Origin of the sequence: Lactobacillus kimbladii (assembly GCF_014323605.1) — a bacterium.
In the GTDB taxonomy this organism is placed as follows: Bacteria; Bacillota; Bacilli; order Lactobacillales; family Lactobacillaceae; genus Lactobacillus; species Lactobacillus kimbladii_B.
In genome coordinates, this window is sequence record NZ_SCMB01000001.1 from 118,400 (window position 1) to 145,352 (window position 26,953).

The 26,953-nt window shown below is 36.6% G+C and carries 18 protein-coding genes, 2 tRNA genes and 1 pseudogene; 2 read left to right on the plus strand and 19 right to left on the minus strand.

What is annotated here, in order from left to right; genetic code table 11:
• Positions 1 to 5: 5 nt before the first annotated feature.
• The 4 genes from rpoB to ERK18_RS00740 all read right to left on the minus strand — a co-directional run bounded on the left by rpoB (position 6) and on the right by ERK18_RS00740 (position 7,148).
• Positions 6 to 3,644 carry a DNA-directed RNA polymerase subunit beta gene (gene rpoB / locus ERK18_RS00725; RefSeq protein WP_187153869.1) on the minus strand — a complete coding sequence of 1,213 codons (3,639 nt, stop codon included), beginning with the start codon at positions 3,642 to 3,644 and terminating at the stop codon, positions 6 to 8.
• Positions 3,645 to 3,854: 210 nt separating this feature from the next.
• Positions 3,855 to 6,347: an ATP-dependent Clp protease ATP-binding subunit gene (locus tag ERK18_RS00730; protein WP_187153870.1), complete on the minus strand. Its 2,493-nt coding sequence runs from the start codon at positions 6,345 to 6,347 to the stop codon at positions 3,855 to 3,857.
• 611 nt (positions 6,348 to 6,958) lie between these two features.
• A tRNA-Pro gene (locus tag ERK18_RS00735) sits at positions 6,959 to 7,032 on the minus strand.
• A gap of 44 nt (positions 7,033 to 7,076) precedes the next feature.
• Positions 7,077 to 7,148: transfer RNA gene (locus ERK18_RS00740), tRNA-Gly, on the minus strand.
• A 269-nt stretch (positions 7,149 to 7,417) separates the two neighbouring features.
• Between ERK18_RS00740 and ERK18_RS09430 the strand changes: the two are divergent.
• Positions 7,418 to 8,157 (plus strand): annotated as a pseudogene (locus ERK18_RS09430) (DUF2785 domain-containing protein).
• Positions 8,158 to 8,190: 33 nt separating this feature from the next.
• Here ERK18_RS09430 and lysS read toward each other — a convergent pair.
• The 12 genes from lysS to pth form a co-directional block, all read right to left on the minus strand.
• A complete protein-coding gene (gene lysS, locus ERK18_RS00755) occupies positions 8,191 to 9,732 on the minus strand; it encodes a lysine--tRNA ligase (protein ID WP_187153873.1) in 1,542 nt (513 codons plus the stop codon).
• Positions 9,733 to 9,749: 17 nt separating this feature from the next.
• Positions 9,750 to 10,769, minus strand: coding sequence for a tRNA dihydrouridine synthase DusB (dusB, locus tag ERK18_RS00760; RefSeq protein ID WP_187153874.1), 1,020 nt, complete (start codon positions 10,767 to 10,769; stop codon positions 9,750 to 9,752).
• Positions 10,770 to 10,882: 113 nt separating this feature from the next.
• Positions 10,883 to 11,509, minus strand: a complete 627-nt coding sequence (locus ERK18_RS00765) for a histidine phosphatase family protein (RefSeq protein ID WP_052726889.1) — start codon at positions 11,507 to 11,509, stop codon at positions 10,883 to 10,885.
• A gap of 115 nt (positions 11,510 to 11,624) precedes the next feature.
• A complete protein-coding gene (locus ERK18_RS00770) occupies positions 11,625 to 13,205 on the minus strand; it encodes an ATP-binding cassette domain-containing protein (protein WP_187153875.1) in 1,581 nt (526 codons plus the stop codon).
• 70 nt (positions 13,206 to 13,275) lie between these two features.
• A complete protein-coding gene (gene hslO / locus ERK18_RS00775) occupies positions 13,276 to 14,151 on the minus strand; it encodes an Hsp33 family molecular chaperone HslO (RefSeq protein ID WP_187153876.1) in 876 nt (291 codons plus the stop codon).
• 47 nt (positions 14,152 to 14,198) lie between these two features.
• Positions 14,199 to 16,457, minus strand: coding sequence for an ATP-dependent zinc metalloprotease FtsH (ftsH, locus tag ERK18_RS00780; RefSeq protein WP_187153877.1), 2,259 nt, complete (start codon positions 16,455 to 16,457; stop codon positions 14,199 to 14,201).
• Positions 16,458 to 16,543: 86 nt separating this feature from the next.
• Positions 16,544 to 17,800 carry a tRNA lysidine(34) synthetase TilS gene (tilS, locus tag ERK18_RS00785; protein WP_187153878.1) on the minus strand — a complete coding sequence of 419 codons (1,257 nt, stop codon included), beginning with the start codon at positions 17,798 to 17,800 and terminating at the stop codon, positions 16,544 to 16,546.
• Complete coding sequence (locus ERK18_RS00790) at positions 17,790 to 18,155, minus strand: S1 RNA-binding domain-containing protein (protein WP_109586607.1); 366 nt, start codon at positions 18,153 to 18,155, stop codon at positions 17,790 to 17,792. The genes tilS and ERK18_RS00790 overlap by 11 nt, the downstream gene beginning before the upstream one ends.
• Positions 18,155 to 18,532, minus strand: a complete 378-nt coding sequence (locus ERK18_RS00795; RefSeq protein ID WP_187154251.1) for a septum formation initiator family protein — start codon at positions 18,530 to 18,532, stop codon at positions 18,155 to 18,157. The genes ERK18_RS00790 and ERK18_RS00795 overlap by 1 nt, the downstream gene beginning before the upstream one ends.
• Before the next feature lie 74 nt (positions 18,533 to 18,606).
• The gene (locus ERK18_RS00800; protein ID WP_034981430.1) at positions 18,607 to 18,849 is read right to left on the minus strand and encodes an RNA-binding S4 domain-containing protein; all 243 of its coding nucleotides are present in this window, start codon (positions 18,847 to 18,849) and stop codon (positions 18,607 to 18,609) included.
• Between the two features lie 10 nt (positions 18,850 to 18,859).
• Positions 18,860 to 22,354, minus strand: a complete 3,495-nt coding sequence (mfd, locus tag ERK18_RS00805) for a transcription-repair coupling factor (RefSeq protein WP_187153879.1) — start codon at positions 22,352 to 22,354, stop codon at positions 18,860 to 18,862.
• Between the two features lie 2 nt (positions 22,355 to 22,356).
• Positions 22,357 to 22,923 carry an aminoacyl-tRNA hydrolase gene (pth, locus tag ERK18_RS00810; protein ID WP_187153880.1) on the minus strand — a complete coding sequence of 189 codons (567 nt, stop codon included), beginning with the start codon at positions 22,921 to 22,923 and terminating at the stop codon, positions 22,357 to 22,359.
• Between the two features lie 222 nt (positions 22,924 to 23,145).
• Here pth and cbpA point away from each other — a divergent pair, with 222 nt between their 5' ends.
• A complete protein-coding gene (cbpA, locus tag ERK18_RS00815) occupies positions 23,146 to 23,853 on the plus strand; it encodes a cyclic di-AMP binding protein CbpA (protein WP_034981438.1) in 708 nt (235 codons plus the stop codon).
• A gap of 54 nt (positions 23,854 to 23,907) precedes the next feature.
• Here the strand turns inward: cbpA and alr are convergent, their stop codons facing one another.
• From alr to ERK18_RS00830, 3 genes are all read right to left on the minus strand, one after another.
• Positions 23,908 to 25,035, minus strand: coding sequence for an alanine racemase (alr, locus tag ERK18_RS00820; RefSeq protein ID WP_187153881.1), 1,128 nt, complete (start codon positions 25,033 to 25,035; stop codon positions 23,908 to 23,910).
• 1 nt (position 25,036) lies between these two features.
• A complete protein-coding gene (acpS, locus tag ERK18_RS00825) occupies positions 25,037 to 25,390 on the minus strand; it encodes a holo-ACP synthase (RefSeq protein ID WP_187153882.1) in 354 nt (117 codons plus the stop codon).
• Positions 25,391 to 25,468: 78 nt separating this feature from the next.
• Positions 25,469 to 26,950, minus strand: coding sequence for a DEAD/DEAH box helicase (locus ERK18_RS00830; protein WP_187153883.1), 1,482 nt, complete (start codon positions 26,948 to 26,950; stop codon positions 25,469 to 25,471).
• Positions 26,951 to 26,953: the final 3 nt, after the last annotated feature.

The following is a 26,953-nucleotide window of genomic DNA, read 5'->3' on the forward strand; positions in this document are numbered from 1 at the left end:
CCTACTTATTGAGAAATCTTATTATCATCGTCTGATTGATCTATAGGTACATTAGATTCCTCTGTCTCCGTTTCATCATCTTCGGAATCAGCGGTTTCTTCGGCTAACTTCTTCCGTTGTTGCTCTTCCGCCATCTTGGACAGGGTGTCGATATTCAAATGCTCATTTGAATCATCATCCATATCACGCAATTCAATTTCTTTATGATTCATATCAAGAACACGTATATCCAGTCCTAGTGATTGCAGTTCTTTAACAAGAACGCGGAATGATTCTGGGACACCAGGTTTAGGAATTCTTTCTCCTTTAACAATTGCCTCATATGCTTTAACACGACCAACAACATCGTCTGATTTGTATGTCAATATTTCCTGCAAAGTATAAGCTGCACCGTATGCTTCGAGTGCCCAAACTTCCATTTCACCGAAACGCTGACCACCAAATTGTGCTTTACCTCCAAGAGGTTGTTGAGTAACCAATGAGTAAGGCCCAATTGACCGTGCATGAATCTTATCATCAACCATGTGAGTTAATTTCAGATAATGCATGATACCGACAGAAACACGGTTATGGAATGGCTCACCTGTGCGGCCATCATAAAGAACAGTTTTACCATCTTTATCGATACCAGCCTTATGAACAGTGTCCCAAACATCGTCTTCGCTGGCACCATCAAATACTGGTGTTGCCACATGAATACCTAAATTAGCTGCAGCACGACCAAGGTGCAATTCCAAAAGCTGACCAATATTCATACGTGAAGGAACACCCATTGGGTTCAAACAAATGTCTACTGGAGTACCATCTGGCAAGTATGGCATATCCTCTTCGGGAACAACTGCAGCAACAGTACCTTTGTTACCGTGACGACCAGACATCTTATCCCCGACTTGAATCTTTCTCTTTTGCGCAATATATACACGGACTAATGTATTAACACCAGGAGATAGTTCATCACCATTTTCTCTAGTATAAACTTTGACATCGCGGACAATACCACCACCACCGTGAGGAACACGCAATGATGTATCACGAACTTCGCGTGCTTTTTCACCAAAGATAGCATGAAGAAGTCTCTCTTCTGCTGATAATTCAGTAACACCTTTAGGTGTAACTTTACCAACCAAAATATCTCCGTCATGTACTTCAGCACCTACACGGACAATACCTTGACCATCAAGATCTTTAAGTGCATCTTCACCAACATTTGGCAATTCACGAGTGATTTCTTCAGGGCCAAGCTTAGTGTCTCGAGCTTCTGATTCATAATCTTCAATACTAATTGAAGTATAAACGTCATCCTTAACAAGCCGTTCAGAAAGCATGATGGCATCTTCATAGTTATACATGTTCCATGTCATAAATGCGATAACGGGGTTTTGACCAAGAGCCAGCTCACCATGATCCATTGTCGGACCATTGGCAATAACTTCACCTTCTACAACTTTATCACCCAAGTTAACGTTTGGAGTCTGGTTGTATGATTTCGAGTTATTTGAACGACGATATTTTTCAAGTGTATATTTATCTAATGTGCTGTCATCACGTCTAACTCTGATTGTGTTGGCATCAACGTATTCAACGGTACCAGCAGCTTTTGCCAAAACAGCAGCTCCAGAATCATGAGCCGCACGATATTCCATACCAGTACCCACAAGTGAACTGTGAGGATTAATCAAAGGTGCAGCTTGTCTTTGCTGGTTAGCTCCCATCAAAGCACGGTTAGAGTCATCGTTTTCCAAAAACGGAATACATGCAGAAGCAACCGAAACAACCTGCTTAGGAATAACGTCCATGTAGTCAATTTTATCTGGACTGACTTCGACGTTATCTTCTTTATGACGTGCTAAAACAAGATCATCTTTAAATGAACCGTCTGGATTAAGTGGAGTATTAGCACCAGCAATAATATAGTTATCTTCAACATCAGCTGTAAGATAATCAATCTTGTTAGTAACTTTGTGTGTCTTCCAAGAAACACGACGGTATGGTGTCTCAATAAAACCGTATTTGTTAATCACCGCATATGTAGCCAGTGAGTTAATCAAACCAATGTTTGGACCTTCAGGAGTTTCAATAGGACATAAACGACCATATTGGGTATAGTGAACATCACGCACTTCGTATCCTGCACGATCACGAGTTAAACCACCAGGCCCTAAAGCTGACATACGACGCTTATGCGTTAATTCTCCTAATGGGTTATGCTGATCCATAAATTGTGACAATTGTGATGAACCAAAGAACTCTTTGATGCTGGCAACAATCGGCCTAATATTAATCAATTGTTGTGGTGTGACGGTTGAAGGATCCTGAATTGACATTCTTTCTCTTACAACACGTTCCATACGAGCCAAACCAATTCTAAATTGATTCTGCAATAATTCGCCTACACGACGAATACGACGGTTACCAAGGTGATCAATATCATCGGTTGTACCAATTTCATCTTGTAATAGGAAGAAATAATTAATTGATGCCAGAACGTCAGCCGGTGTCAGATATTTAACTTTCTTATCAATATGACCATTAGAAATCAATTTGACAACGCGTTCTGGATTTACTTTGGAGTAAACTTTAATTTCCTGTACGTTAATTGGATCAGGTAACACGCCTTCTTGAGATGGCTGGTAAGTAACCATCTTAAAGTCATCACGATCAAGATACTTTTCAAGTGTCTCCATTACTTCATGGGTCACAACAGTACCCTTTTTAGCAATAATTTCACCTGTATCTGGATCTGCTAGCGTTTCTGCCAAAGTTTGACCATATAAGCGACTCTTTAAAGATAATTTTTTGTTAACTTTGTAACGACCAACAGGCGCTAAATCGTAACGACGTGGGTCAAAGAAACGTGCATAAAGCAGTGATCTTGAGGAATCAGTTGTTTTTGGTTCACCAGGGCGAAGACGTTCATAAATATCTTTTAATGCTTCTGCTACTCTAGAATCAGCGGGGTTTTTATGGACATCCTTATCCAAAGTAAATTGTAATGTATCACTTTGACCAAAAACATCTAAAATTTCATCATCTGAACCAATTCCAAGAGCTCTGACTAAAACTGTCAGAGGCAGTTTACGAGTACGGTCAACACGAACATAAGATACATTTTTAGCATCAGTTTCATATTCAAGCCAGGCGCCACGGTTAGGAATTACGGTAGTACCAAAGATTTGACGCCCATTTTTATCATAATCACCAGAATAATAGACGCTTGGAGATCTAACCAGCTGAGAAACGATAACTCTTTCAGCACCATTAATAATAAATGAACCGGATTCAGTCATTAAAGGTAAATCACCGAAGAAAACATCCTGAGTTTTGATTTCACCGGTTTTTTGATTGGTTAATTTTAAAGTCACGTGCATTGGAGCAGCATAAGTTGCATCATGGTCACGTGCTTCGTCAACAGTATATTTTGGCTTTTGCAGTTTATAACCCAAATATTCCAGGGAAAGCTTACCAGAAAAGTCACTAATTGGCATAATATCGTCAAAAACGTCTTTAATACCCTCATCCAAAAACCATTGGTATGATTCGGTTTGAACATCTGTCAAATTAGGCAGGTCCAGCACTTCTTTAATGCGGGAAAAGCTACGTCTTGTCCGATGTTTGCCAAAATTCACTACGTGTCCGTTTAACAAGGAGAAAACACCCTTTCTGTCAGAGAAAGCTAATATTACATTTTGATTACAAATTCAAAAAGCCGGAATTTTATGCATAAAAAAGACAAAAACAACAAATGTCGTTTTTGTCCATTATTATTTTGCTGGACAATAGATCAGCAAAATCCTGAAAATCAGCCTTTTAATCACGCACTACTATAACAAACTATTACAAGTGTGTCAATTAATTTACTTCGCTCCTACTAAGTTATTTTCTTTATCAATATCAAATTTTAAATGATTATGACTACAACCAATTTTAAGAATATCGCCACTATTAAGATCACCCTTGATTAACATTGTGGCAATTTCATCCTCAATATCCTTTTGAATTGCACGTCGCAGCGGTCTTGCACCCATTTCAGGATTATAACCATCTTTTGCAATTTTATCGAGTGCTGCACGAGAAATTCTTAATTGAACTCCTTGTTTATGCAAACGATCTATTAGTTTACGAGTTAATAGAGTAACAATTTGACGTAACTGTTTTTGATTGAGTTCATCAAAAATGACTGTTTCGTCTATTCTATTCAAAAACTCAGGTCTAAAGAATTGCTTTAGTGCTTCGCGTACCCGATCCTGACGTAATTTTACTTGACTAGTATTATCAGCATTAAATCCTACAGCCTTAGTTTCAAATAGTGAACGGGATCCTAGATTAGAAGTCATAATAATAATAGTATTTTTAAAGTCTATTTTACGTCCTTTGGAATCAGTTAAAAAACCATCTTCCAAAACTTGTAACAGCAAATTAAATACATCTGGATGCGCCTTTTCTACTTCATCAAATAGTATTACAGAATATGGATGACGACGAACTTGCTCAGTCAACTGACCGCCTTCATCATAACCTACATATCCCGGAGCAGAACCAATTAGTTTGCTGTTAGCAATTTGATCCATATATTCTGACATATCAATTCTAATTAAATTGTTTTCAGAACCAAATATAGCTGCGGCAATTGCTTTTGCTAATTCAGTTTTACCAACACCTGTCGGTCCTAAAAACAAGAAGGAACCAATTGGTCGATTTTCATCTTTAATGCCGCTGCGACTACGGCGAACTGCTCGGCTGACAGCAGAAACAGCTTTTTCCTGACCAATAATCCTCTTATGCAAGTCTTTTTCCAGGTTGGCTAAGTGCTTGGTTTCATCACGATTCATCTGGGTAACCGGAACACCAGTCCAATTTGAAACTACCTTTGCAACATCTTCTGCTTGCACTGTAGCATCCTTGTTAGTTGCCAAATCAAATTTGGCTGTTAATTCGTCCTGTCTTCTTTGTAAACTGTTTTGTCTTTCTTGGAGTTGCGCAGCCTTGACAAAGTTCTGATTAACAGCAGCATGATTTTTTTCACTAATAACTTTTTCAATTTGGTCATTAATTTGCAGCAACTGGTTATTAGAGCCTTTACCGGATTTAATTTTAACAGCAGCACTTGCCTCATCAATCAAATCGATTGCTTTATCCGGTAAGTAACGATTAGAAATATATCGACTTGAAAGATCAACAGCATTTTCTAATGCAGACTGTGATATTTTTACGTGATGAAATTTTTCATATTTTGATTTCAGTCCGTTTAAAATTGCCAGCGTTTCAGTGCGAGAAGGTTCATTCAATCGTACAATTTGAAAACGACGTGCTAATGCTTGATCCTTTTCAACATATTTTTGATATTCATCAAAAGTTGTGGCACCGATCATTTGAATATCGCCTCTAGCTAAAGATGGCTTTAGAATATTAGCCGCATCAATTGATCCTTCAGCTCCACCTGCTCCAATCAAAGTATGCATTTCATCTACAAAAAGAATGATATTGCCATTTGCAGTGATTTCTTTAATGATTTTTTTCATTCGGTCTTCAAATTCACCACGGTATTTAGTGCCGGCAACAAGACCACCTAAATCAAGTGATACCACTTGCTTTTTTAATAAATCGTGTGGAACTTTTTTAGCAACAATTGCAGTTGCTATTGCTTCAGCAACAGCGGTTTTGCCAACTCCTGGTTCCCCAATTAAAACTGGATTATTTTTATTTCGCCGGGATAAAATTTCAATAACTCGAGCTACTTCTCGATCTCGACCAATAGCAGGATCTATTTCACCATTTTCAGCTCGTTCGTTTAAATTAACTGAAACCTGATCAAGAGTTGGCGTACTTGAATTTTTATTAGTGCTTTCTTCAGTGCCATTAAAACTGGACCAGCTACTATCATCAGATTGATCACTGTTATCCATGTCTTGTTCGTCTTCACCTAAACTGTGTAAAATGTCATTACGCAAACCATCAAGATCAATATTTAAATTACGTAAGATTACAGATGCCAATATTTGTTCATTGAGCACCATGCCTAACAGAATATGGCAGGTTCTAATCTTAGAGGAACCCTCACGTTCTGCTAAAGTGCCAGCATATGCCAAAACCATGCTTAATCTGGGTGACATTTGCATGTAACTAGTTTTGCCAGCTGAACCATAGCCTGTATAACGTTCAATTTCTTCACGAATCGCTTTCGGTGTTGCACCCCAGGCCCGCAAATTCTTGCCGGCTTCACCATCAGATTCAATTACCATCGCAAGTAGTACGTGTTCAGTACCAATTAAACGATGATGAAAATTCTGTGCTTGTTCACGTGCAATTTCTAATACTTGATTTGCACTGGTTGTATAAGATTTTTTCATCATTGCACCACCTTTAAAAATGACGTGTATACACTATAAACCTTTTTGACAATTTGTAAAATATTCTGTTTGAAACATACTTTTCTGTCAAAAAACTTTGAAATCATTATATCAAAGACAGACACATCATGCGAATTAACATTCTTATATAGTTATATTGTTACTAAAGACAGTCAACGTAATTAGATTATTTGGTTTTTAAATAGGATATAATTTTGCCAAATAATAAGGCAAAAAGCAGATAGGCAATCATTCTAATTAAATTCTCGACGACTTTATTGGCAAAAACAATTTTTAGGTCAATAAATATACTATAACAAAATCCAAAAATAAAAAACGAAATGCCGTAAATAAGGTTCTTTTTCATGCAGTTCATAGTTAAAACTCTTCTAAAATAACTTCTCACCAAAAATTAATAATTAATTTTTATTAGTATGTTATTTTCAGTCTTAAAACTCAGCTATCTTTTTTGATCCCTAGTGTCTGCTTTTCTTACATTAATTATATGATTGTAAATTAAAATTGCTAAGAAATATTTGGTCTTGACTTTGTAAAATATGAAAAAATCTCATACTTGCAAGTTTAAAATTACAAGTATGAGATAAGGATAATCGGGAAAACAGGATTCGAACCTGCGACCTCTACGTCCCGAACGTAGCGCTCTACCAAGCTGAGCTATTTCCCGTTTATTAAAAAAACTCACCAAAAGCGGTGAGTCTTTTTCTTGAGAGCGGAAGACGGGATTCGAACCCGCGACCCCCACCATGGCAAGGTGATGTTCTACCACTGAACTACTTCCGCAAGACAAATATTATTATAGCAAACCAAACTAAATTTGCAACCTTTTTTATTAAAAAAATCGCTTAAATATGCATTCTAACGGGAAAGATTGCCTTGTGAAAATTTCTAAAACATAATTTCTGATAAGTGATAATATTCTGTTATACATAAATATTAAATTTTAAAATAATTAGTGTGGAAAAGAGGCTACAAAATTGCAAAAAGAACTGGAAAAACTGGTTAATTTAGATTCTGGAAAAATCACTTTTAAAGATAGTCAAATCGACTATATGTTGCAAAATATCGGAAATCTTGACCCACATCTTCGTGATGATGTTGTTTATACGCTTTTTGCTCGTGGTTTTCTTGAAAGTTCACTTATATCAGAACAGAAAGCAAAGATTGTTACCAGTTTTATCAATTCAAAAAGTCTGTTTAAGGGTATCGAACAGCCAGAAAATGATTTAGTTTTTCTCAGAACATTCAGTGCATTACTGGGTTCTCTAATTTTAGAGGACGATAAAAAATATTCTATTTTAGATACAACTGAACGAAATACTATTTTTAATTGGAGTATTTGAAGGCAGAAAAAGACTTTCGCGGATATGTTAAAGATAAGGGCTGGGCTCATAGCATTGCTCATGGTAGCGACTTTCTAGGCTCCACTTTTAGTCATCCAGATTTTATGGCAAATAATACTGCTGATATTTTTGCCATAATTGAAACAATCTTTCAAAATATGCAAGGACCCTTTATTGATGATGAAGAGCAACGAATAGCTTTTGCCCTTTTCCAAGGTGTTTATTTTGGCAAAATACCAGCTAGTGATTTTAATTCTTTTGTGAGTTGCTTTAACAAGCGAATCTATGATCAACTTGATCAAGACGAGCGTATTAGTTGGTTTCGACTAAGTTCTTGGTTTAAGTTACTGCAAAACTGGTATTTTTATTTTTCTGGTAATAAGCCTGTTCAAGATAAGTTGCTTGAAAAAATCGTTGACTATAACAAATACATGGGATTTTCAATTTAAACAAAAAATAAGACCAAATTAATGGTCTTATTTTTAATTACTTTTTTTCTTCAGATCTTCTTTAACTTCCCGATCAATATCTTCAACCTTCTCAGGACGCATAGTTGGGAAAAGTAACACGTCCCTAATAGCAGGTGCATCTGTCAAAAGCATCACCAATCTATCGATTCCGATACCCAATCCACCTGTTGGCGGCATGCCGTACTCCATAGCACGCAAATAATCTTCATCAATCATATCAGCTTCATCGTTTCCGGCTTCACGTTCTGCCATTTGCGCTTCAAAACGTTCACGCTGATCATCCGGATCATTTAATTCAGAAAAGGCATTACCATATTCTTCGCCCATGATGTAGATTTCAAAACGATCAGTGAAGCGTGGATCATCGGCATTTTTCTTAGCCAATGGTGAAATTTCAACTGGATGACCATAAACAAATGTTGGGTCAACAATTGTTTCTTCACAATATTTCTCAAAGAAAGCATTGATGATATGACCCACTTTCCAGAAGCTTTCAACCTTAATATCGTGGTTTTCAGCAATCTTAGTAGCTTCTTCAACGCTCATCTTTTGCCAAAAATCAACACCAGTCTTCTCTTTAATCATATCTACCATATGAACGCGACGGAAAGGTTTGCCTAAATCAATGTTTGTACCCTGATAAGTAACTTTACCATCTTCTGATACGACTTTGGCAGCCGCACGAATAATGCCTTCAGCTTCATCCATGACATCGTGGAAATCCCAGTAGGCACAGTAAGTCTCAAGTTCGGTGAATTCTGGATTATGGTGAGTATCAATACCCTCATTTCTGAAAACACGGCCGATTTCATAAACTCTTTCCATATCACCGACAATTAAACGCTTTAATGGTAATTCAAGGGCAATTCTCATGTAAAGGTTAATATCTAAAGCGTTATGATGAGTAATAAATGGCCGTGCTTCGGCACCACCTGGAATATTGTGCAGAACGGGAGTTTCAACTTCCAAGAAGTCCTTGCTGTTCAGATAGTCACGAATAGCCTGAATAATTTTAGTTCGATTTACAAAACGCTCGTAACTTTCACGATTAGTAATTAAATCAAGATAGCGTTGCCGGTAAATTTGTTCAACATCTTTCAAGCCGTGATATTTTTCAGGCAAAGGACGCAAAGCTTTTGATAAAAAGGTGACATGAGTAGCACGGATTGTCAATTCGCCCGTGTCAGTTTTCATAACTTCACCGTCAATACCTAAGAAATCGCCAATATCTGACTTCTTGAAGATCTTATAGTTATCTTCGCCAACAATATCTTTACGAACGTAAATCTGTACTTTACCTGTTCGATCATAGAGATCCGCAAAACCGACTTTGCCCTTACCTCTTTTAGCCAGCATTCTACCTGCTATTTTAGTCTTAGGCAATTCTTCATTCAGTTCATCTTTGTCATCTTTAGCGTATTTTTCATTCAATGACCGCGCTAAATCTTGTCGATCAAACTTTCTCATTCCAAAAGGTTCGATGCCATTTTCTCTTAATTCATCTAATTTTTGGCGTCGAACAATTAATTGGTCATTCATTTCATTTTTAGCCAATTATATTTCCTCCATTATTATTTAACTTCACTTCTGGCAGCCTCTTGCTTTTGTCTTTTTTCATAGTCTTCAACAAAATTATCAAGCAAATCATAAACTTCTTGTGCTGTCCAAACCTCATTTATTTTAGCACGAGTACGGGCAGAACGGGGAACTCCCTTTAAATAATAGGCAGCTTGCTGGCGAAATTCAGGAACTGCAATCTTTTCCCCTTTTAATTCAACTAAACCTTTTAATTGGTGTTTAGCTGTAGCAACCTTTTCACGGACAGTCTGCGGTTTGAGTTTCTCACCGGTTTCTAAATAGTGCACCATATTTTTAACTATCCAGGGATTGCCCAAGGCTGCCCGACCTATCATAACTGCAGTTGATCCAATCTCATCCAAAGCTTTTTTAGCTAATTCCGGCGTCGTTATATCACCGTTAGCCACAAAAGGAATGTCAAGCACTTGAGCTACATCGTGCAACGTTTCCCAATCAGCTTCTCCCATGTACATTTGCTTACGGGTTCTGCCATGCATTGCGATCATGCTGGCACCGGCTTCCTGAGCAGCTAAAGCATTTTCTACTGCAAAAATATGCTTGCGATCCCAGCCAATGCGCATTTTGACAGAAACTGGTTTTTGCACATTTTGGACAACTTTATGTACCATTTGGTAAATTTTATTAGAATCAAGCAGCCATTTAGAGCCCGCATCTGTTTTGGTTACTTTAGGAACCGGACATCCCATATTAATATCAATAATATCAGCAGCAGTATGTTGGTCAATATATTGTGCTGCTTCAAGAAGAGTATCCTCTGTTCCACCAAATATTTGAATACTCATAGGATGTTCTTGCGGGTTAACCTTCATCATTGACATAGTTTTCTTATTACGATAAATAATGCCATGATCTGAGATCATTTCACAGACAACTAAACCAGCCCCAAATTCCTTACAAATCATTCTAAAGGCAGAATTTGACACTCCAGCCATTGGCGCCACCACAACACGATTGGGAATAGTTATATCACGAATTTTCCAACTGTTATCCACTAAATCACCCTTTCAAAACACCATAATATCTTAACAAAAAGGATTCTATAAGCAAAATTCATGGTACTTTTCGTAACAAAAAGTTAACCCTTGATATCTATATAAATCTTTAATTACTTTTCGATAAAAAATTTTCCAGGTGCAACTCTATTATAATAACGCAAAAACGGTTTTTGGCTAGCTTCATCAACTGAAATGTTAATTACACCAGCATTTTGTATTTCACCAACCAAAGTTATTTTGGGGATGCCTAAAACATTCTGAACCAATGAACGTGAAGCTGTTCCGTGAAAGACTAATAAAACTGACTCGTCTTTGTGATTATTGATTAAGTCATGCCAGAAATCCATTAATCTATCTGCCAAATGTTGGTAAGTTTCTCCTGAACAATAATCACTATAATTTTCTTTAAAATAGCCTAATTCATCAAATACTTGCGGATATTTAGCAATTATATCATGTACATCTTGACCATCCCAGTTGCCGTAATTCATTTCAGATAATCTGTCATCAACAATAATTTCATGCTTGCCATGGTTTAAAATTTCTGCAGTTTCACGGGCTCTTTTTAAAGGGCTGCTATATACACAATCAATTTTATTAATGTCAAAACTGTCTCTTAAGTTTTCTGCCTGTTTTTTACCTTTTTCATTCAGTGGTAGATTTGTTCCTGACCCGTTAATACCAAAAGTTTTATTAGTATCTGTTTGGCCGTGACGAACAATATACACATTCAGCATTTAATTTTCTCCTTTTCTTTTCATTCATCTCTTTCATTATAGCAAAATTGGTACTGACCGCATCTTTAATCTTAAAAAACCTATGAACTATAATGCTATTTGGTTGAAACTTAAGTTAGTCTTTTTTAAGATTAACAACCTCATCATAATATTTCAATTCTGCAAAACGGTGTACAACACTAATAATTGTAGCATTCGGTAAATATTTTTTTATCATTTGGTAAACAATAGTGATTGTATTTTCATCTAAATTACTGGTAAATTCATCTAGCAGTATTATTTGTGGTTTTGATACAATTGCCCTTAAAAATAAAATTTTTTGCTTTTCGCCACCAGAAATTTTATTTTTAAAATCTCCAGGTGTCTTAGCTGTTAAGTCCTTTTCAGTATGAATCAATGTTTTTAAATTGATTTCTTCAATCAATTTGAAGACTTCTTCAATTGCAACTTTATTATTTGGATAACAAATGTTAGCCATAATTGAGCGATTAAATAATTGAGCACTCTGAGGTAAATATAATAATTTCGGCTGCTTGGCAAAAGGCAAAATAATTTGCCCGGATTGTGGTTGATAAAAACCTGTCAAGAGTTTAAGCATAGTACTTTTACCAGTTCCATTTGGTCCTACTAATGCGGTCATTTTTCCTTTTTTAAATTCTAAATCCAAATTTTGGAAAACGTCTTGCTTATTTTTATAGGAATAGCTGATTTGCTTAAAAGCAATTGTTTTTGCATTTTGATCAAACTTAAAAGCTGACAAATTTTTAGCCGCATTTTTCCCGTATTCCAGTTCCGACAGACCAGAACGAATTCTGTTGAGAAATTCTTCAATCGCTAAATACTGGGTGCCAAAACCAGACAAATTAACAATAGAATATAACAGAATCAGGATCAAAGAGAGTGCCTGATTTTCTTTAGTGCCAATTAAAAATTGCCCTAAAACCGTAATAATGCATGCCAAAATCACAATTAAAAATTGCTGGAACAGAGAAGCTTCGTTAGTAATTTTTTGAACTTTGATAAAAGTGTTTTGTTCATCATTCAAGATTTTATCCATATTCTGTTCTTCAAAGTCTTTAGAATTAGTTGCTAAAATCGTTTCTATGTTACTGTAATAATCAATGATATATTCATTGACTTTTGAAGCACTTTTTAATGATGCTGCAACATTATCCCTATTTTTTCGCGCCATCCACACCGAAATCAACATATAACTAACAAAGAAAAATAAATATAAAAAACCCACAAAGATATTTTGTATACTTAACATTATTGTGTACATAATAAGCATAACAGACATTTGCACTACAACTCCTAGTCCGGATTGCTCCAACTCTCGACATGCAAATGAAACATCTTTAATGTAGCTTTGAACCTTTCCCACTGGTTTATCAGAAAAGTAGCTAAAAGGCTTATTAACAACTGACTCCCATAAAATTTGTTTAGAAAACTTTCTTACAGCCTGAATAAATGAATTATTACAACTATTTATTAACGGCATCATCATCAAAGAGACAGCCAGGGCGAGTACTAATAATATTTGACAATTTGTGCTTAAATGGGCCTGAAATAATTCAGTAATCAAATACGGTTGTGCAAAATACACGGCATAGGCAAGAAAAAGAAACACGCAAAAAAGTGCTATTTTTGGTATTCCAATTCTATTAATTACCTGTCGTAGATATTTCCCAACCAATTTTCTTTCCTCTCAAAATTCTAACTAAAATAAATCAAAACATACTTATCACTAATATGACGATAACTTATTATTTAATTTTAGACAAAATAGTTTTTAAATCATCTTCAGAATAATGGTACTTATTGCCACAAAAACTACAAGTCAGCTCTGCTCCGTGATCTTCTTTTATCATGGCTTCTATTTGACTTTTTTTCATTGTTCCTAAAATCTCACCATACTTTTCTTTAGAACAATCACACTTGAAAGCAACTTCATCTTTTTCTAAAATCTTACAGTCATCGCCTAAAATCATGGCTGCTAATTTTTCAGGAGTCAGGCCATCTAGAAAGGCTGTAGAAAGTGCAGGTAAATTGTTGATTCTATCAATAGTTTTCGTAATTAATTGGTCTGAAGCACCAGGCAATGCTTGCAGCATGAATCCACTTGCTTCACCGATAGTATTATTAGGGTTGACAAATACAGATAAACCAACAGCGGAAGGTATTTGTTCTGATTTTGTTAAATAATAGGCAATATCTTCAGCAATTTCACCGGAAACAATAGGTACTTGACCCGTATATGGTTCCTTTAAGCCCAAGTCTTTAGTTACTTCAAGCCACCCTTCGCCAACTGCTTTTTTAACGTCAATATGACCATTCTTTTTTGGTGGTAATGCAATGTGAGGATTTTTAACATAACCCTTAACAGTTAAATCTGATTTAGCCGTCACAATCGTAGAACCTACAGGTCCATTACCTAATAGTCTGATAGTCAGTTCTTCCATATCGGTAAGTTCCGCGCCAGCTAGTAAAACCCCTGCAAGTAAACTACGTCCAAGAACGGCAGAAGAAGCTGACCAAGTATCATGACGAGTTTGTGCCTCTTGAACCAAACCTTTTGCAGTTATTGTTAACAGACGTAAGTTTTTCGATTTATCAATTGCTTTGATTAAATAATCATTCATTTTATTCTCCTAAAAAAATAGAGCCTAATTGTAGGCCCTATTAAATATTACTCTTGAGGATGATCATTTTCACTAGGTGACTGATCAGTATCATTAGAATTTTGCTTTCCGGTAGAATCTTCATTTTTAGATTCTGAAGAATTTAACTCATGCTCTTTTTCTTCTTTATCTAGCTCTGATTCTTTTGGAAATTCATTCTTTTCCGGATTCTCAGGATTACTTTCCTCTGCTTCTTCGTTCTTTTGTGCAGGTGATTCTAAAGAGTTATCTCTTTCTTCCTGTGCTTTTTCAGAATTTACGATATTCTTTTTCTGAGAATGATTCTCTTTCTTTTCAGCAGCAGCTTTAGCCTCTTCATAAGTTGAAGCCTTCGATTCGCTAGGATATTCCTGCTCAGTTTTTTCTGGCATCTTGCCTGTAGTGTAGAGGGACATAATCTGCTTCTCATCTAGAGTTTCATACTTAAGCAAAGCTTCAGCAATAATGCGATGTTTTTCGCGATTATTTTTCACAATCTCAACTGCTTTAGCGTGAGCTTCGTCAAGTAACTTCTTAACTGCTTCATCAATTTTAGCAGAAGTTGCCTCACTATAAGGTTTAAAGCCGTACGGATTGGTTTCGCCTTCTTTTTCCAGTTCTACCATACCTAATGAGTCTGTCATTCCATAATTAACTACCATACTGTGAGCAATTTGTGTTGCTTGCTCGAAGTCGTTAGAAGCACCAGTTGATTGATCACCAACTACTACTTCTTCACCAGCACGTCCACCCATTAAGCCAACGATTTGTTCCATTAACTGTTTCTTAGTTAACAGGAACTGGTCATCTTTAGGCAACATCAAGTTATAACCACCTGTTCTGCCATGAGGCACAATAGTTACTTTACGAACTGTTCTTGAATCACTTAAAACTAACCCGCAAATAGAGTGACCTGCTTCATGGAAAGCAACTCGACGTCTTTCTTTTTGAGAAATCAAGCTATTTCTCTTAGCAGGACCGGCAATAACACGATCTTCTGCTTCATCCAAATCTGCAGCAGTAATATTTGTACCATTGCGTCTTGCCGCAAGAAGGGCGGCTTCGTTAAGTAAGTTAGCCAAGTCTGCACCGACAAAACCTGGCGTCTGGCGAGCAATTTCCTTTAAGTCAACATCATCAGCCAATGGCATATTCTTGGCATGAACACGTAAAATAGCTTCACGACCGCGCACATCAGGAGTTCCAACCAAGATTTTTCTGTCGAATCTACCAGGACGAAGCAAGGCTGGATCCAGGACATCGGAACGGTTAGTAGCCGCAATAACAATTACTCCTTCATTACCTTCAAAACCGTCCATTTCAACTAACAACTGATTTAAAGTTTGCTCACGTTCATCATTGCCACCGCCACTAGCGTTGCCACCACGTCTGCGACCAATGGCATCAATTTCGTCAATAAAAATAATACTTGGAGCATTTTTCTTGGCATTAGTAAATAGGTCACGTACACGACTAGCACCAACACCAACAAACATTTCAACAAAGTCAGAACCTGAAATTGAGAAGAAAGGTACATTTGCTTCTCCTGCTACGGCACGAGCAAGCAATGTTTTACCAGTACCCGGAGGACCCTCAAGTAAAACCCCAGAAGGAATTTTAGCACCAAGTTTGGTAAATTTAGCTGGATTCTTTAAGAATTCAACCACTTCTACTAATTCCTGCTTCTCTTCTTCTTCACCAGCAACATCGGAAAAACGAACTTTATTTTTCTTTGGATCCTCAGGTTTAACGTGAGAGCGACCAAAGTTCATAATGCCACCGTTGCCACCTCGGCCACCGCCACTTTGGCTAACCATCATCCAAAGCATAACGATGAAGAGAATAGTCGGTACAAGCATCACAATTGTAGAAATCCAGTTTCCAGACTGTGACTCCCCTTGAGTCGTCATCTTAGTGCCGCTCTTCTGAGCTAATTCTTGCACATTAGAAACGCTCGAATCGTTTTGCAACATTGTAGTTGAAAAACGCGAGACTTTTGATCCTGAATTGCCGTTAAAAAAGTCAAAACTGTTTTTTGACTGGCTTTTACTTTCCTGTGTTTCCTTATAACTGCCTGAAACAGTATAAACACCATTTGCAGGCTGAACGTTAAAATTCTTAACTTTTCCTTTGCGCAAATCACTGACAAATTCGGAGTAGCTAATATTTTCACTGCTACCAGAATTATCTGATCCCCCAAGTGCCCAGTTGATTCCTCCTAATAGCAAGAGGAAAACAACTATATAGAAAAGACCATTTGAAAACAGCCGATTCCGGTTATTTTTCATAAAAAACCTCCACAAAGTTTCTAGAGATATACGAATAAAAGTTTATCACAAATTTAGATTGTGCTCTAATAATTTAAAATTTCTTATTAAATGTCTTCGTACAAAAAGTAATTCGTATCATTTGAACTGACCAACTGATTAGAATACGTTTTTTCAATAAAAACGACTTTATCACCAACATAAATAGTTAAGCAATAGGGGCGCAATATATTTGGAATACTACTTTGAGCAAATTTCTTCTTACTCTTTGTATGATTGCCATTTTTCAGTAACAATTTCGTCCCAGGTTTGATTGGACCTACCCTAATTTGTTTTTGATTTTCTGCAACAAATTGGCCAATTAATTTTTGGGATTTTTCTGGCTTTAGTGAAATCAAAAATTTACGATTATTAAAAGAAAACTTTTGACCCACATCGACTTTTTGGAATATTGGTAAAGAAGGTAATTCATTAAAAAGATAAAAAAAGCCTTGATACACAACTAAAGTGAAATTGGCTAAATTCTTATTAACGCGCTCATGCCATTTATGCCAAATAAAGTTCTGCCAAAAAGCACATTTCTCATCACTGGTCAAACCTTCTAATGTGCTTATATGCAAACGGTAAGCTATACCTAAAAATGGTTCCGGTTGCTTTAACTGAGCAAAACTGTTATTTGCTATTGCAGTTAACAAACTAACTTGTTCGCTAAACCTAAGAGCATTTTGACCTACTTGCTTGTTTTCTTTTTTGAGCAAAGGAATTACATGGTGGCGCAGCTTATTTCGCAGAGTGTCATCTTCGTTGTTAGTCTTGTCAATCACGTAAGATATTTGTCGTTTCTGGTCGTATAACAATAAGTCCTCTTTTTTCTCACTTAAAAGTGGCCTTAATAAAGTCATGCCTTGAACTTTGCCAACTGCCCTTAAACTATTCATTTCGTTAGGATTACCAGAGCGTATAAACTTGAGCAAAATATTCTCAAGCAAATCATCCATATGATGTGCTGTTAATAAGTAATCGCCCTGATGTTGCTGCATCACTTTTACCAAAAAATTATAGCGGTACTTTCTGGCAGCAGCTTCTATCCCAGTAGCAGGATGTAAATTTTGAGGCCAAATTCCGTTAACTGACTGAATGCCTTTATTCACGCAGTACACAGAGATCACTTTTTCCTCTTCCAAAGAATCTGGTCTGAGCTGGTGGTCTAAATGGGCTGATATCAACTTAAAATGATATCGTTTCTTTATTTGATAAAGCAGATCGAGTAAAGCCAAAGAATCTGGTCCTCCACTAACTGCAACAACAAGGGTTTTACCGGTTAATGGCAAATGATTTTCTTTAAAAAAGTTATCAATTTGCATAACTAATCAAATCTTTTTCTAATTTTTTGATTTCTTTTTTAGCATCAGATACTGTTGTAGACAATACTCTGGTAAAATCAGCTTTTTTAGTGTCTGAAAAAGAATTAGTATGATCAATTAAATCGGGATCATTAACTCTCATTTTAGAGAGTCCAATTTTACCTTTATAGTTATGAATAATTACTAGTCGTATCTGTTCACCAATATGATAATTATTCTTTTCACGCAGCCAATTATTGCCAAAATCACTATGGTGAACTAACCCCGTCTTATGATGAGAAAGCGTAACAAAAATGCCTAAGTCATTAATGTTATTAATAGTTCCTGTCACTCTCTGTCCAACTTGGTATTTCATTAATTATTATTTTTTCCTTCAGGTAAATTGTAAATTGTTTCGTTTGGTTTAGAATACAAAAACTTGAACCGCACTAGTTTAGCCACGTAATCAGGATCTTTCAAATCGTTTCTTTTTGTTATCAAAACCTGCTTTTGATTGTTTATTTTTTTAAGAGCCTTTTTAGAAGTTTGTACTTGACTATTAATATGCTCAGTTTGAGCATGAGTAACTCCAATTTGTACTCCTAAAAATGCGAAAATAGCTACAAAAACTGCGATAATACGATTTCGCCTAACACGATGTACTTCTTTTTCTCTTTTTTCCTGTTTACGTTTCAGACGAGCAACCTGCTCTTCTGGACTAAGTGAATTATATATCCGTGGACCGTTCATAATTTTGACCTCTATTACCAAAACAAATGCTATTTTAATTATAACAAGACCACTTATAAATGTCATTAAAGATAAAACTAATTTATCAATTCGTATAGTTCACTTGCTTCGGCTTTTTTCGTAGTTTCTTTAATAGCGCAGACTTTTGCTTTGACTTCTTTCGAGCCATATCCAACTTCAATAATATCTCCAATTTTAACATCGTAGCTGGATTTTACTACATGGTCATTTACCTTGATTCGACCTTGATCTGCCATTTCTTTAGCTATTGGACGCCTTTTAACTAATCTTGAAACTTTTAAAAATTTATCAATTCTCATTTCTTTCTCCTTATTTTTGTATGATATCACTGACTGCTGACATAAATGTTACTAAATTAGCAAATAGTTGCCGGTGATTTATGTTTTCGGGTAATTCCAGCAATACAACTATTCTCTTAACTGGAGAGAGACTGATTTTAACCTTATATGATACATGTTCTAGAGCTTTGAAAATATTTGGTCCCTGCAATTCACTAGATGCTTCTTTAGCAAACTCAACTTTTACTTCATGATCATTAACTTTAGTAATGTTGCGTGCTTGAGCCAAATCTGCTTCAGCCTTTAGCTGTGAAACAGCTAGCAGATTTTCTACCGGCTCAGGATAATTGCCAAAACGATCAATTAATTCATCTTGAATTTGTTCAATATCATCTGTACCAGCCGTTTTGATCTTTTTATAAAACTCTATTTTTTCCTCCTGGTCGCTAATGTAGTCATCAGGAATATATGCTTCGAGTCCTAAATTGATTTCAGCATTACTCTTTTTGACTTTCTTTTTACTTTTACGGTTTTTAATTGCATCAGACAGCATTTGAGAATACAAATCGTAACCTACGCTGTCAATAAAGCCATGCTGCTGTGCTCCCAACATATTGCCAGCTCCACGGATTGATAAATCTCGCATGGCAATTTTAAAACCAGAACCCAGTTCAGTAAAATCGCGAATAGCATCCAACCTTTTTTCACCGACCTCAGTTAAAACTTTATTAGGTTGGTATAAAAAATAAGCATATGCTAAACGAGCACTGCGTCCGATTCTGCCACGTAATTGATACAGCTGACTTAAACCATAGTGATCTGCATTTTCAATCAACATAGTATTGACATTAGGCATATCAATACCAGTTTCGATGATTGTTGTGGTAACTAAAATATCAAATTCTCTGTTTAAAAACCGATACAGAATATCTTCCATTTGATTTTTGCTCATACGGCCGTGGACACTAACAATTCTAGCACTTGGCATTAGATTCTCTAATTCTGTTACTACGTCATCGATGTCACCGATATGGTTATGCAGGTAAAAAACTTGACCACCGCGCGCAATTTCCCTCATACAAGCTTCCTTAATTACACTCGGTATTTGTTCCATCACGTAGGTTTGAATAGGATAACGATTAGATGGTGGGGTTTCCATGACTGACAAGTCTCGTACGCCAATCATTGACATGTGCAAAGTCCGTGGAATTGGTGTTGCAGTCAAGGTTAAAACATCAATATTTGCTTTCAGTTCTTTTAGCCTTTCTTTATGCTTCACGCCAAATCTTTGTTCTTCATCAACAATGAGCAAGCCTAAATCTTTGAATTTTACATCTTTTGAAAGCAAACGGTGCGTACCTACCACTAAGTCAATCTTGCCTTCTTTCAAGTCTTCCGTTATCTTTTTAGCTTCAGTAGGGGTTTGAAAACGGGAAAGTACAGCATAATTAACGGGAAAATTTTTAAACCTGTCCTGAATCGTTTCATAATGCTGTTGCGCCAAGATTGTTGTAGGTACTAAAAAAGCCACTTGCTTGTTATCTTCTATTGCCTTAAACGCTGCTCTTAAAGCAACTTCTGTTTTTCCAAAGCCTACATCCCCCACAAGCAAACGATCCATCGGTTTTTCCTGCTCCATGTCGTGCTTAATTTCTTTAATTGAGCGCAGCTGATCAGGCGTTTCAACATAAGGAAAAGCATCTTCAAATTGTCGCTGCAGGTCATCGTCCTTTGAAAAAGCAAACCCCTTTTCTGATTCTCTTTTTGCATACAAATCAATTAGTTCATCGGCTATATCTTCAACTTTAGATTGTACCCTGCTTTTTGTCTTGGCCCACTCACTACCACCAAGTTTATTGACGTGTGGCCTCTTGCCCTCTGAAGAAACATACTTTTGCACCAGTTTTAGCTGATCTGCTGGAACAAATAACTGATCACCATGCTGGTAAGTAATGGTAATATAATCTCTTTTTACACCATTGTTTTCTAACGTTTTTATTCCTTCAAAGCGTCCAATTCCGTGATTAACATGAACAACATAATCTCCTGGCTTTAGTTCAGTGTAACTCCGCAATCTTTGAGCATTCTCCATAGTTTTAATTCGTCGACTATGGTGAGATACCTTATTAAAAAGTTCTCGCTCAGTTAAATAAACTAGATTATTATTAGGCAAACTAAAGCCACTGGCAAAACCGCCAACGCAAATTTGAGTTTGATTTTCCATTAAGTCGTTTGACTGTACAACAGGGACATCCATGCCGAACTCAGCCATTGTTTGACTAATTTGTTTAGCCCTTTTGTTGTTATCGGCCTGTAAAATAACTGTCTGACTTTTTTTCTGATATGACTCTATTTCAGACTTGATCAAAGGCATTTGGCTGAAAAATTGCTGAGGCTCTCTAGTCTGCCAATCAAATAACTGTCCTAGTTTTATACGGCCGATACTGCGCTGAAATAATGAAAAATAAATATGATTATGTTTGTCTTGTGACCAATTTTTATGAAAGTCACTGCGCAATTCTTGTCCCGGGATCATTGCTCCAGTTTTCAATTCATCGTCAATGAAACCTGCGTTTTGTTCATCGACAGACTTAACAGACTGCTCAATTAAAGGCCAGTCATCCAGCATTACTACTCCTGAATCTGACAAATAATCTAATAAATTTTTAGGTTCAGCTATTAAAAAATCTGCCAAAAAAGCGTAATTTTGCGGTAAAGACCCATTCTCCAAATCATCTAGGGATTCTGCAAAATGATTATTAACATCTTTTTCAGGTGCAGGAGAATCTGCTATAGCTTTTCTTATCTTTTTTGCTGCTTGTTTAAAATTATTAGCTGAAAAAACTCGATCTTGGGCGGCAGTTACAACTAATTGGTCAATTTGTTTTTGACTACGTTGACTAGCTAGATCAAATTCCTTAATGGTATCAATTTCGTCACCAAAAAATTCAACTCTAACTGGATTTTCTCTATCAAGAGGATAAATGTCTAAAATGTCTCCTCTTAACGCAAACTCTCCTGGTTTAGCGACCAGATTTTCGCGTTGAAACCCCACTTGCATAAGCCAGCTGGTCAGTTCAGCCAGGTCATATTCATTCTCTGGAGCGAATTTGCGTCTTGCTGCCTCATATTTTTCCGGAGCAGACAACTTGTATTGCAATGCTTGTGGCGTAGCAACAACAATGCCCGGTTTTTGACTTAGTAAAAAATTAAGTGCTTGAATGCGGCTGCTTAATTCGTCAGGTGAAGTGACAGCAGTTTGAGTTGCAATTGATGCGTCAATCGGAAAAATTTGTACACTCTCCTCAGGCATAAGAGCATCTAATTCACTGTAAATTTTTTGCGCTTTATTTTCGTTTTCCTCCAGCAAAATTAACGGCTTACTCAAAGTCTTTACTATTTGGCATAAGAGCAGGTCAAAAGCACCGGCATTTGCTCCGGTGATTAAAGAATTTTTTACTTTGCTAATATTGGAAATAAAATTTATCAGATCATGATCTTTTTCTATAATATTTGTTAAACGCATCTTTAATTATATTTGTTCATTAAATACTGTGAGCTTTTTCCAGCAATAAAGTCAGCTATAACTTTACTTGCAGTCATAAAAGCTTCATCCATCAACTTTTTTTGCTCAGTATTAAATTGTGATAAAACCCATGAAACGACGCTGGCTTCTGTAACATTATTTGGATGTCTAATACCAATTTTCAGCCTGTTAAAGTCGTTAGTGCCCAGATCACGTATAATACTTTTAATACCATTATGACCCCCAGATTTGCCATTTGCACGGATGCGGATTTTCCCTAAAGGCATGTCCATATCATCATGAATAATCAAAATATCCTGTGGATCTACTTTAAAAAAGCGGGCAAATTGCGCAACAGATCTTCCTGAATCATTCATAAAAGTTTGTGGTTCCAGCAAGATAACATCAGCGCCAGCGATCTTTTGCTTCGTATACTTTCCTTCGAACTTTTCTCTTTCAATGCTTAAGTTATTTTCTTGTAAATAATGGTCTAAGGCCATAAAACCGGTGTTATGTTTTGTTCCATCATATTTTTTACCTGGATTGCCTAGTCCTGCTATAATTTTCATCTAATTTCCCCTTATTTTTTATCGTAATAATGATAGCACAATCAACAGATTTAATTTTTTCAAAGACTATTACACTTTGATTTCATTAACTAATTTAGCTTTTTAAATTGTACCGCAAGTGCTAAAATCTATCTGAATAGTTATTTTCCTTTCATATTTATTTAATCCCTGATTTGTTTATGATATAATTGTTGGGATTATTTTTACAACGGAGGCAGTTTCATGCTTATCAAATCTTTAGTTAGAAAAAAAGATTATTTAACTACAGTTAACGAACACGCTACGCTTGAAGAAGCATTAAAAATTCTGGAGGATTCTGGGTTTAGATGTGTACCGATTTTAGATGATACCGGCACTATTTTCCGCGGTAATATTTATAAAATGCACATTTACCGCCATAAATCTCAAGGTAAGGACATGAGCCTGCCAGTTACGTATTTATTAAAAAATGCTACGAAAACTATCAAGGTTAATTCACCATTTTTTAAAGTTTTCTTCACAATTAAGGATTTACCTTACATTTCGGTTTTAGATGAAGAAAATAAATTTTATGGCATTCTAACTCACTCGAAATTACTTGGTATGTTATCAGAGGCTTGGAACATAAAAACAGGGTCCTACGTACTTACTGTTTTAACTGATGATTCACAAGGAAATCTGGCAAAGATGACTAAAATCATCAGTAAGTTTTGTGCCATAGCTGGTGTAATGAGTCTTGACGCATCTACAGCTGGTGAAACAAACAATGCTGTGAGACGTATCTTGTTTACATTACCGGCAGGACTTACTGAAGATACCTTAAAAGAAATTGTTAGGCGGCTTGAACGTAAAAGTTATGTAGTTGCTGAAATTGAGGATCTTCAAGCTGGAATGACACTGATGAGCGATGAAAATCCTGGTGTTTATATCAATCAAGAAGATAACAATTAAATATCATCATTATAAAAAGCACATCAGCTTGATGTGCTTTTTGCTTGCCTATCATTAATTATAGTATTTCCGCGGCAAACGATCATCCAGTAAACAGGCAACTTCATAATGAATAGTGTCAACATAATCTGCTGCTTTTTTGATACTGTTTGGTGCATCTGGGTCATTTGAAATCAAAACTACTTTTGTTCCCACAGGCATTTCATAAGGCAATTGCACCATCAGTTGATCCATGCACACTCGACCAACTATGGGACAATACTCAGAACCCACCTTAATTTTGAAGCCTTGAAATTTACGAATAAAGCCATCAGCATATCCAACTGGTACTGTACCAATAATTTGATCCTTATCAGCAATGTATGTAGATCCATAACCCACTCCCTGTCCCTTATGAATGGTATGAACCTGCACCAGCTCACTAACGAAGGACAGTGCCGGTTTTAATTTGATTACGGTCTTTAAATCAGGACTTGTCGGATTTGATGAAGGATTTAAGCCATAAATACCAATACCAAAACGCACCAAATCACTGTGAACTTTCTTATCAAACACACTGGCTGCAGTGTTATCAACGTGAATCCATCTTGGCTTTAATTTCAACAAACTTTTAAAATGATCAAATCGGTCAACTTGGCTCTGAAAGTATGAATCATCGCTGCTGTCTGCAGAAGCAAAATGTGTGAACATCCCTTCAACGTTAAAATTCGGATTATTCAATAAAAAATCGTTTGCAGCAATAAATTCTTCATCCTCGCTAAAGCCAATGCGTCCCATGCCAGAATCGACCGCCAGATGTATTTTTAATTGCAGATGGTTCTGACTTAGTTCTGGTTCAGCTTCTTGCAGCCATTTTAAATCAGGAACTGCCAAAGAAATACCATTGACAGCTGCTAGCGAAGCGTACTTTTCAGGAGTCACCCCCAAAACTAAAATTGGCTGGACTATCCCAGCTTGTCTTAGTTCTAAGGCTTCATCTAAAATAGCAACGCAAAACCCGCTGACTCCGACTTTGACTGCTTCTCGAGCTATTCGTACTGCCCCATGACCATAGGCATTTGCTTTAACTACAGCAAACAACTTTTGTTCAGGTCTTAAATGTTTAATTTCTTCTTTTATATTCTGTCTGATTGCAGCTAAATCAACATATACCGCTGCAGGTCTATGAATTCCAGGAACCATTTTATTTCTCCAAAACAATTAATGTAACTATTTCATGTCTATCATGAGTAATACTGGGGAAAATCTTGCCGTTAAACTTAGTCGATGTTGTTATGGGGTGCCCTAATTCATCCCACAATGTTTCTATATCTTGCAAGCCTATACCTTTGCCGAAACCTGTTCCAATAGCTTTGACAAAGGATTCCTTGATAGAAAAGCGACCTCCCAAATATTCGGCTTTACGTCTGCCTGAGAGTTTTTGGTACTGCTCAAACTCCTTAGGAGTTAATACTTTACGAGCAAAATTATCTCCTTTAGCAATAATTTTTTCTACACGTCCAACTTCAACAGCATCAATACCGACTCCAACGATCATTTTGTTTTCCTCTTAATATCAAAAATATAATACTAAAAAAGAGTTGTAAATTGCCACAACTCTTTTTTAGTAAAAACGTTAACCTTTTTTATTTTTAATAACGAAGTTTTTGCCATTACCAGAACGGCGTGAATGCCCTCCACGGTAATTGCCACGCCCGCGACTGCGGTCACCGCGATAGCCACCACGACTGCTTTTACCGCGACTATAACGGCCACGACCACCGCGACCGCTACCTTTATAAGGAAGAGGTTTTTCAGAGCTAATTTTAACCTCTACATTCGAAGAGTCCTTAGACAAGTTCTTCAAAAAGGCGGACACCAAATCGACAGCTGAATAATTTTCCAACAATTCATTTGCGTCATCAGTATATTTTGTTAAATCCTCTTTCATTAGATCTTCAATCTTAGACTTAGCAACCTTAAGTTGACCACGCAAAGCCTGATCATCAGATGGTGGACGTAATGGCGTCATCTTCTTCTTAGTTAACTGCTCAATTGTCCTCATATAGCCAATTTCATTTGGCGTAACAAAAGTTATGGAACTGCCATTTTGACCAGCACGGCCTGTACGACCAATACGGTGAACATAAGAATCTGGATCTTGTGGTATATCGTAATTGTATACATGTGTTACACCGGAAATATCCAGACCACGTGCAGCTACATCAGTCGCCACTAAAATATCCAATTTTCCGGCACGGAATCTTTTTAACACAGTAATTCTACGCGCCTGTGATAAATCGCCATGAATCCCTGCGGCATTATAACCACGTGCCTGTAAGCCCCTGGTAACCTCGTCAACGCGCCGTTTAGTTCTGACAAAAACCACTGCCAAATCAGGACTTTCAACATCAATCAAGCGACACATGATGTCAAATTTTTCTGAATCTTTAGCACGCACAAAATACTGGTCAATTAAGTCAGCAGTTAATTCTTTAGTCTTAATGCGCACAATTTCAGGATTGTTCATGAATTTTTCACTAATGTTCAAAATTGGTTTTGGCATTGTGGCACTAAATAACAAGGTCTGTTTACGGTTCTTAACGTAACTCAAAATACTTTCAATGTCTTGGATGAAACCCATGTCTAACATTTCATCAGCTTCATCTAAAACAATGGTATTAACATTTTCTAAATTAATAGTCTTGCGTTTTAAATGATCAAGTAAACGTCCCGGTGTACCTACTAAAATTGCAGGCACATGGTTCTTAAGGGAACGAATTTGCCGACCAATATCAGCACCGCCATATACAACCTGTACACGAGCATTTTCATCGCGCCCCAGCCTGAAAAGTTCTTCTTGAGTTTGAATAGCAAGCTCACGTGTAGGCTCAATAATCAATGCTTGAATAACCTTATTATGTTTATCTAAATTTTGTAAGATAGGAAGCGCAAACGCTGCAGTCTTACCAGTACCGGTTTGAGCTTGTCCAATTACATCCTTGCCTGCTAAGGCTAGAGGAATTGTCTGTTCCTGAATCGGTGTTGCTTCTTCGAAGCCTGAACGCTTAATCGCTTTTAAAAGCTCATCTTTTAATCCTAATTCTGAAAATTTCACTAA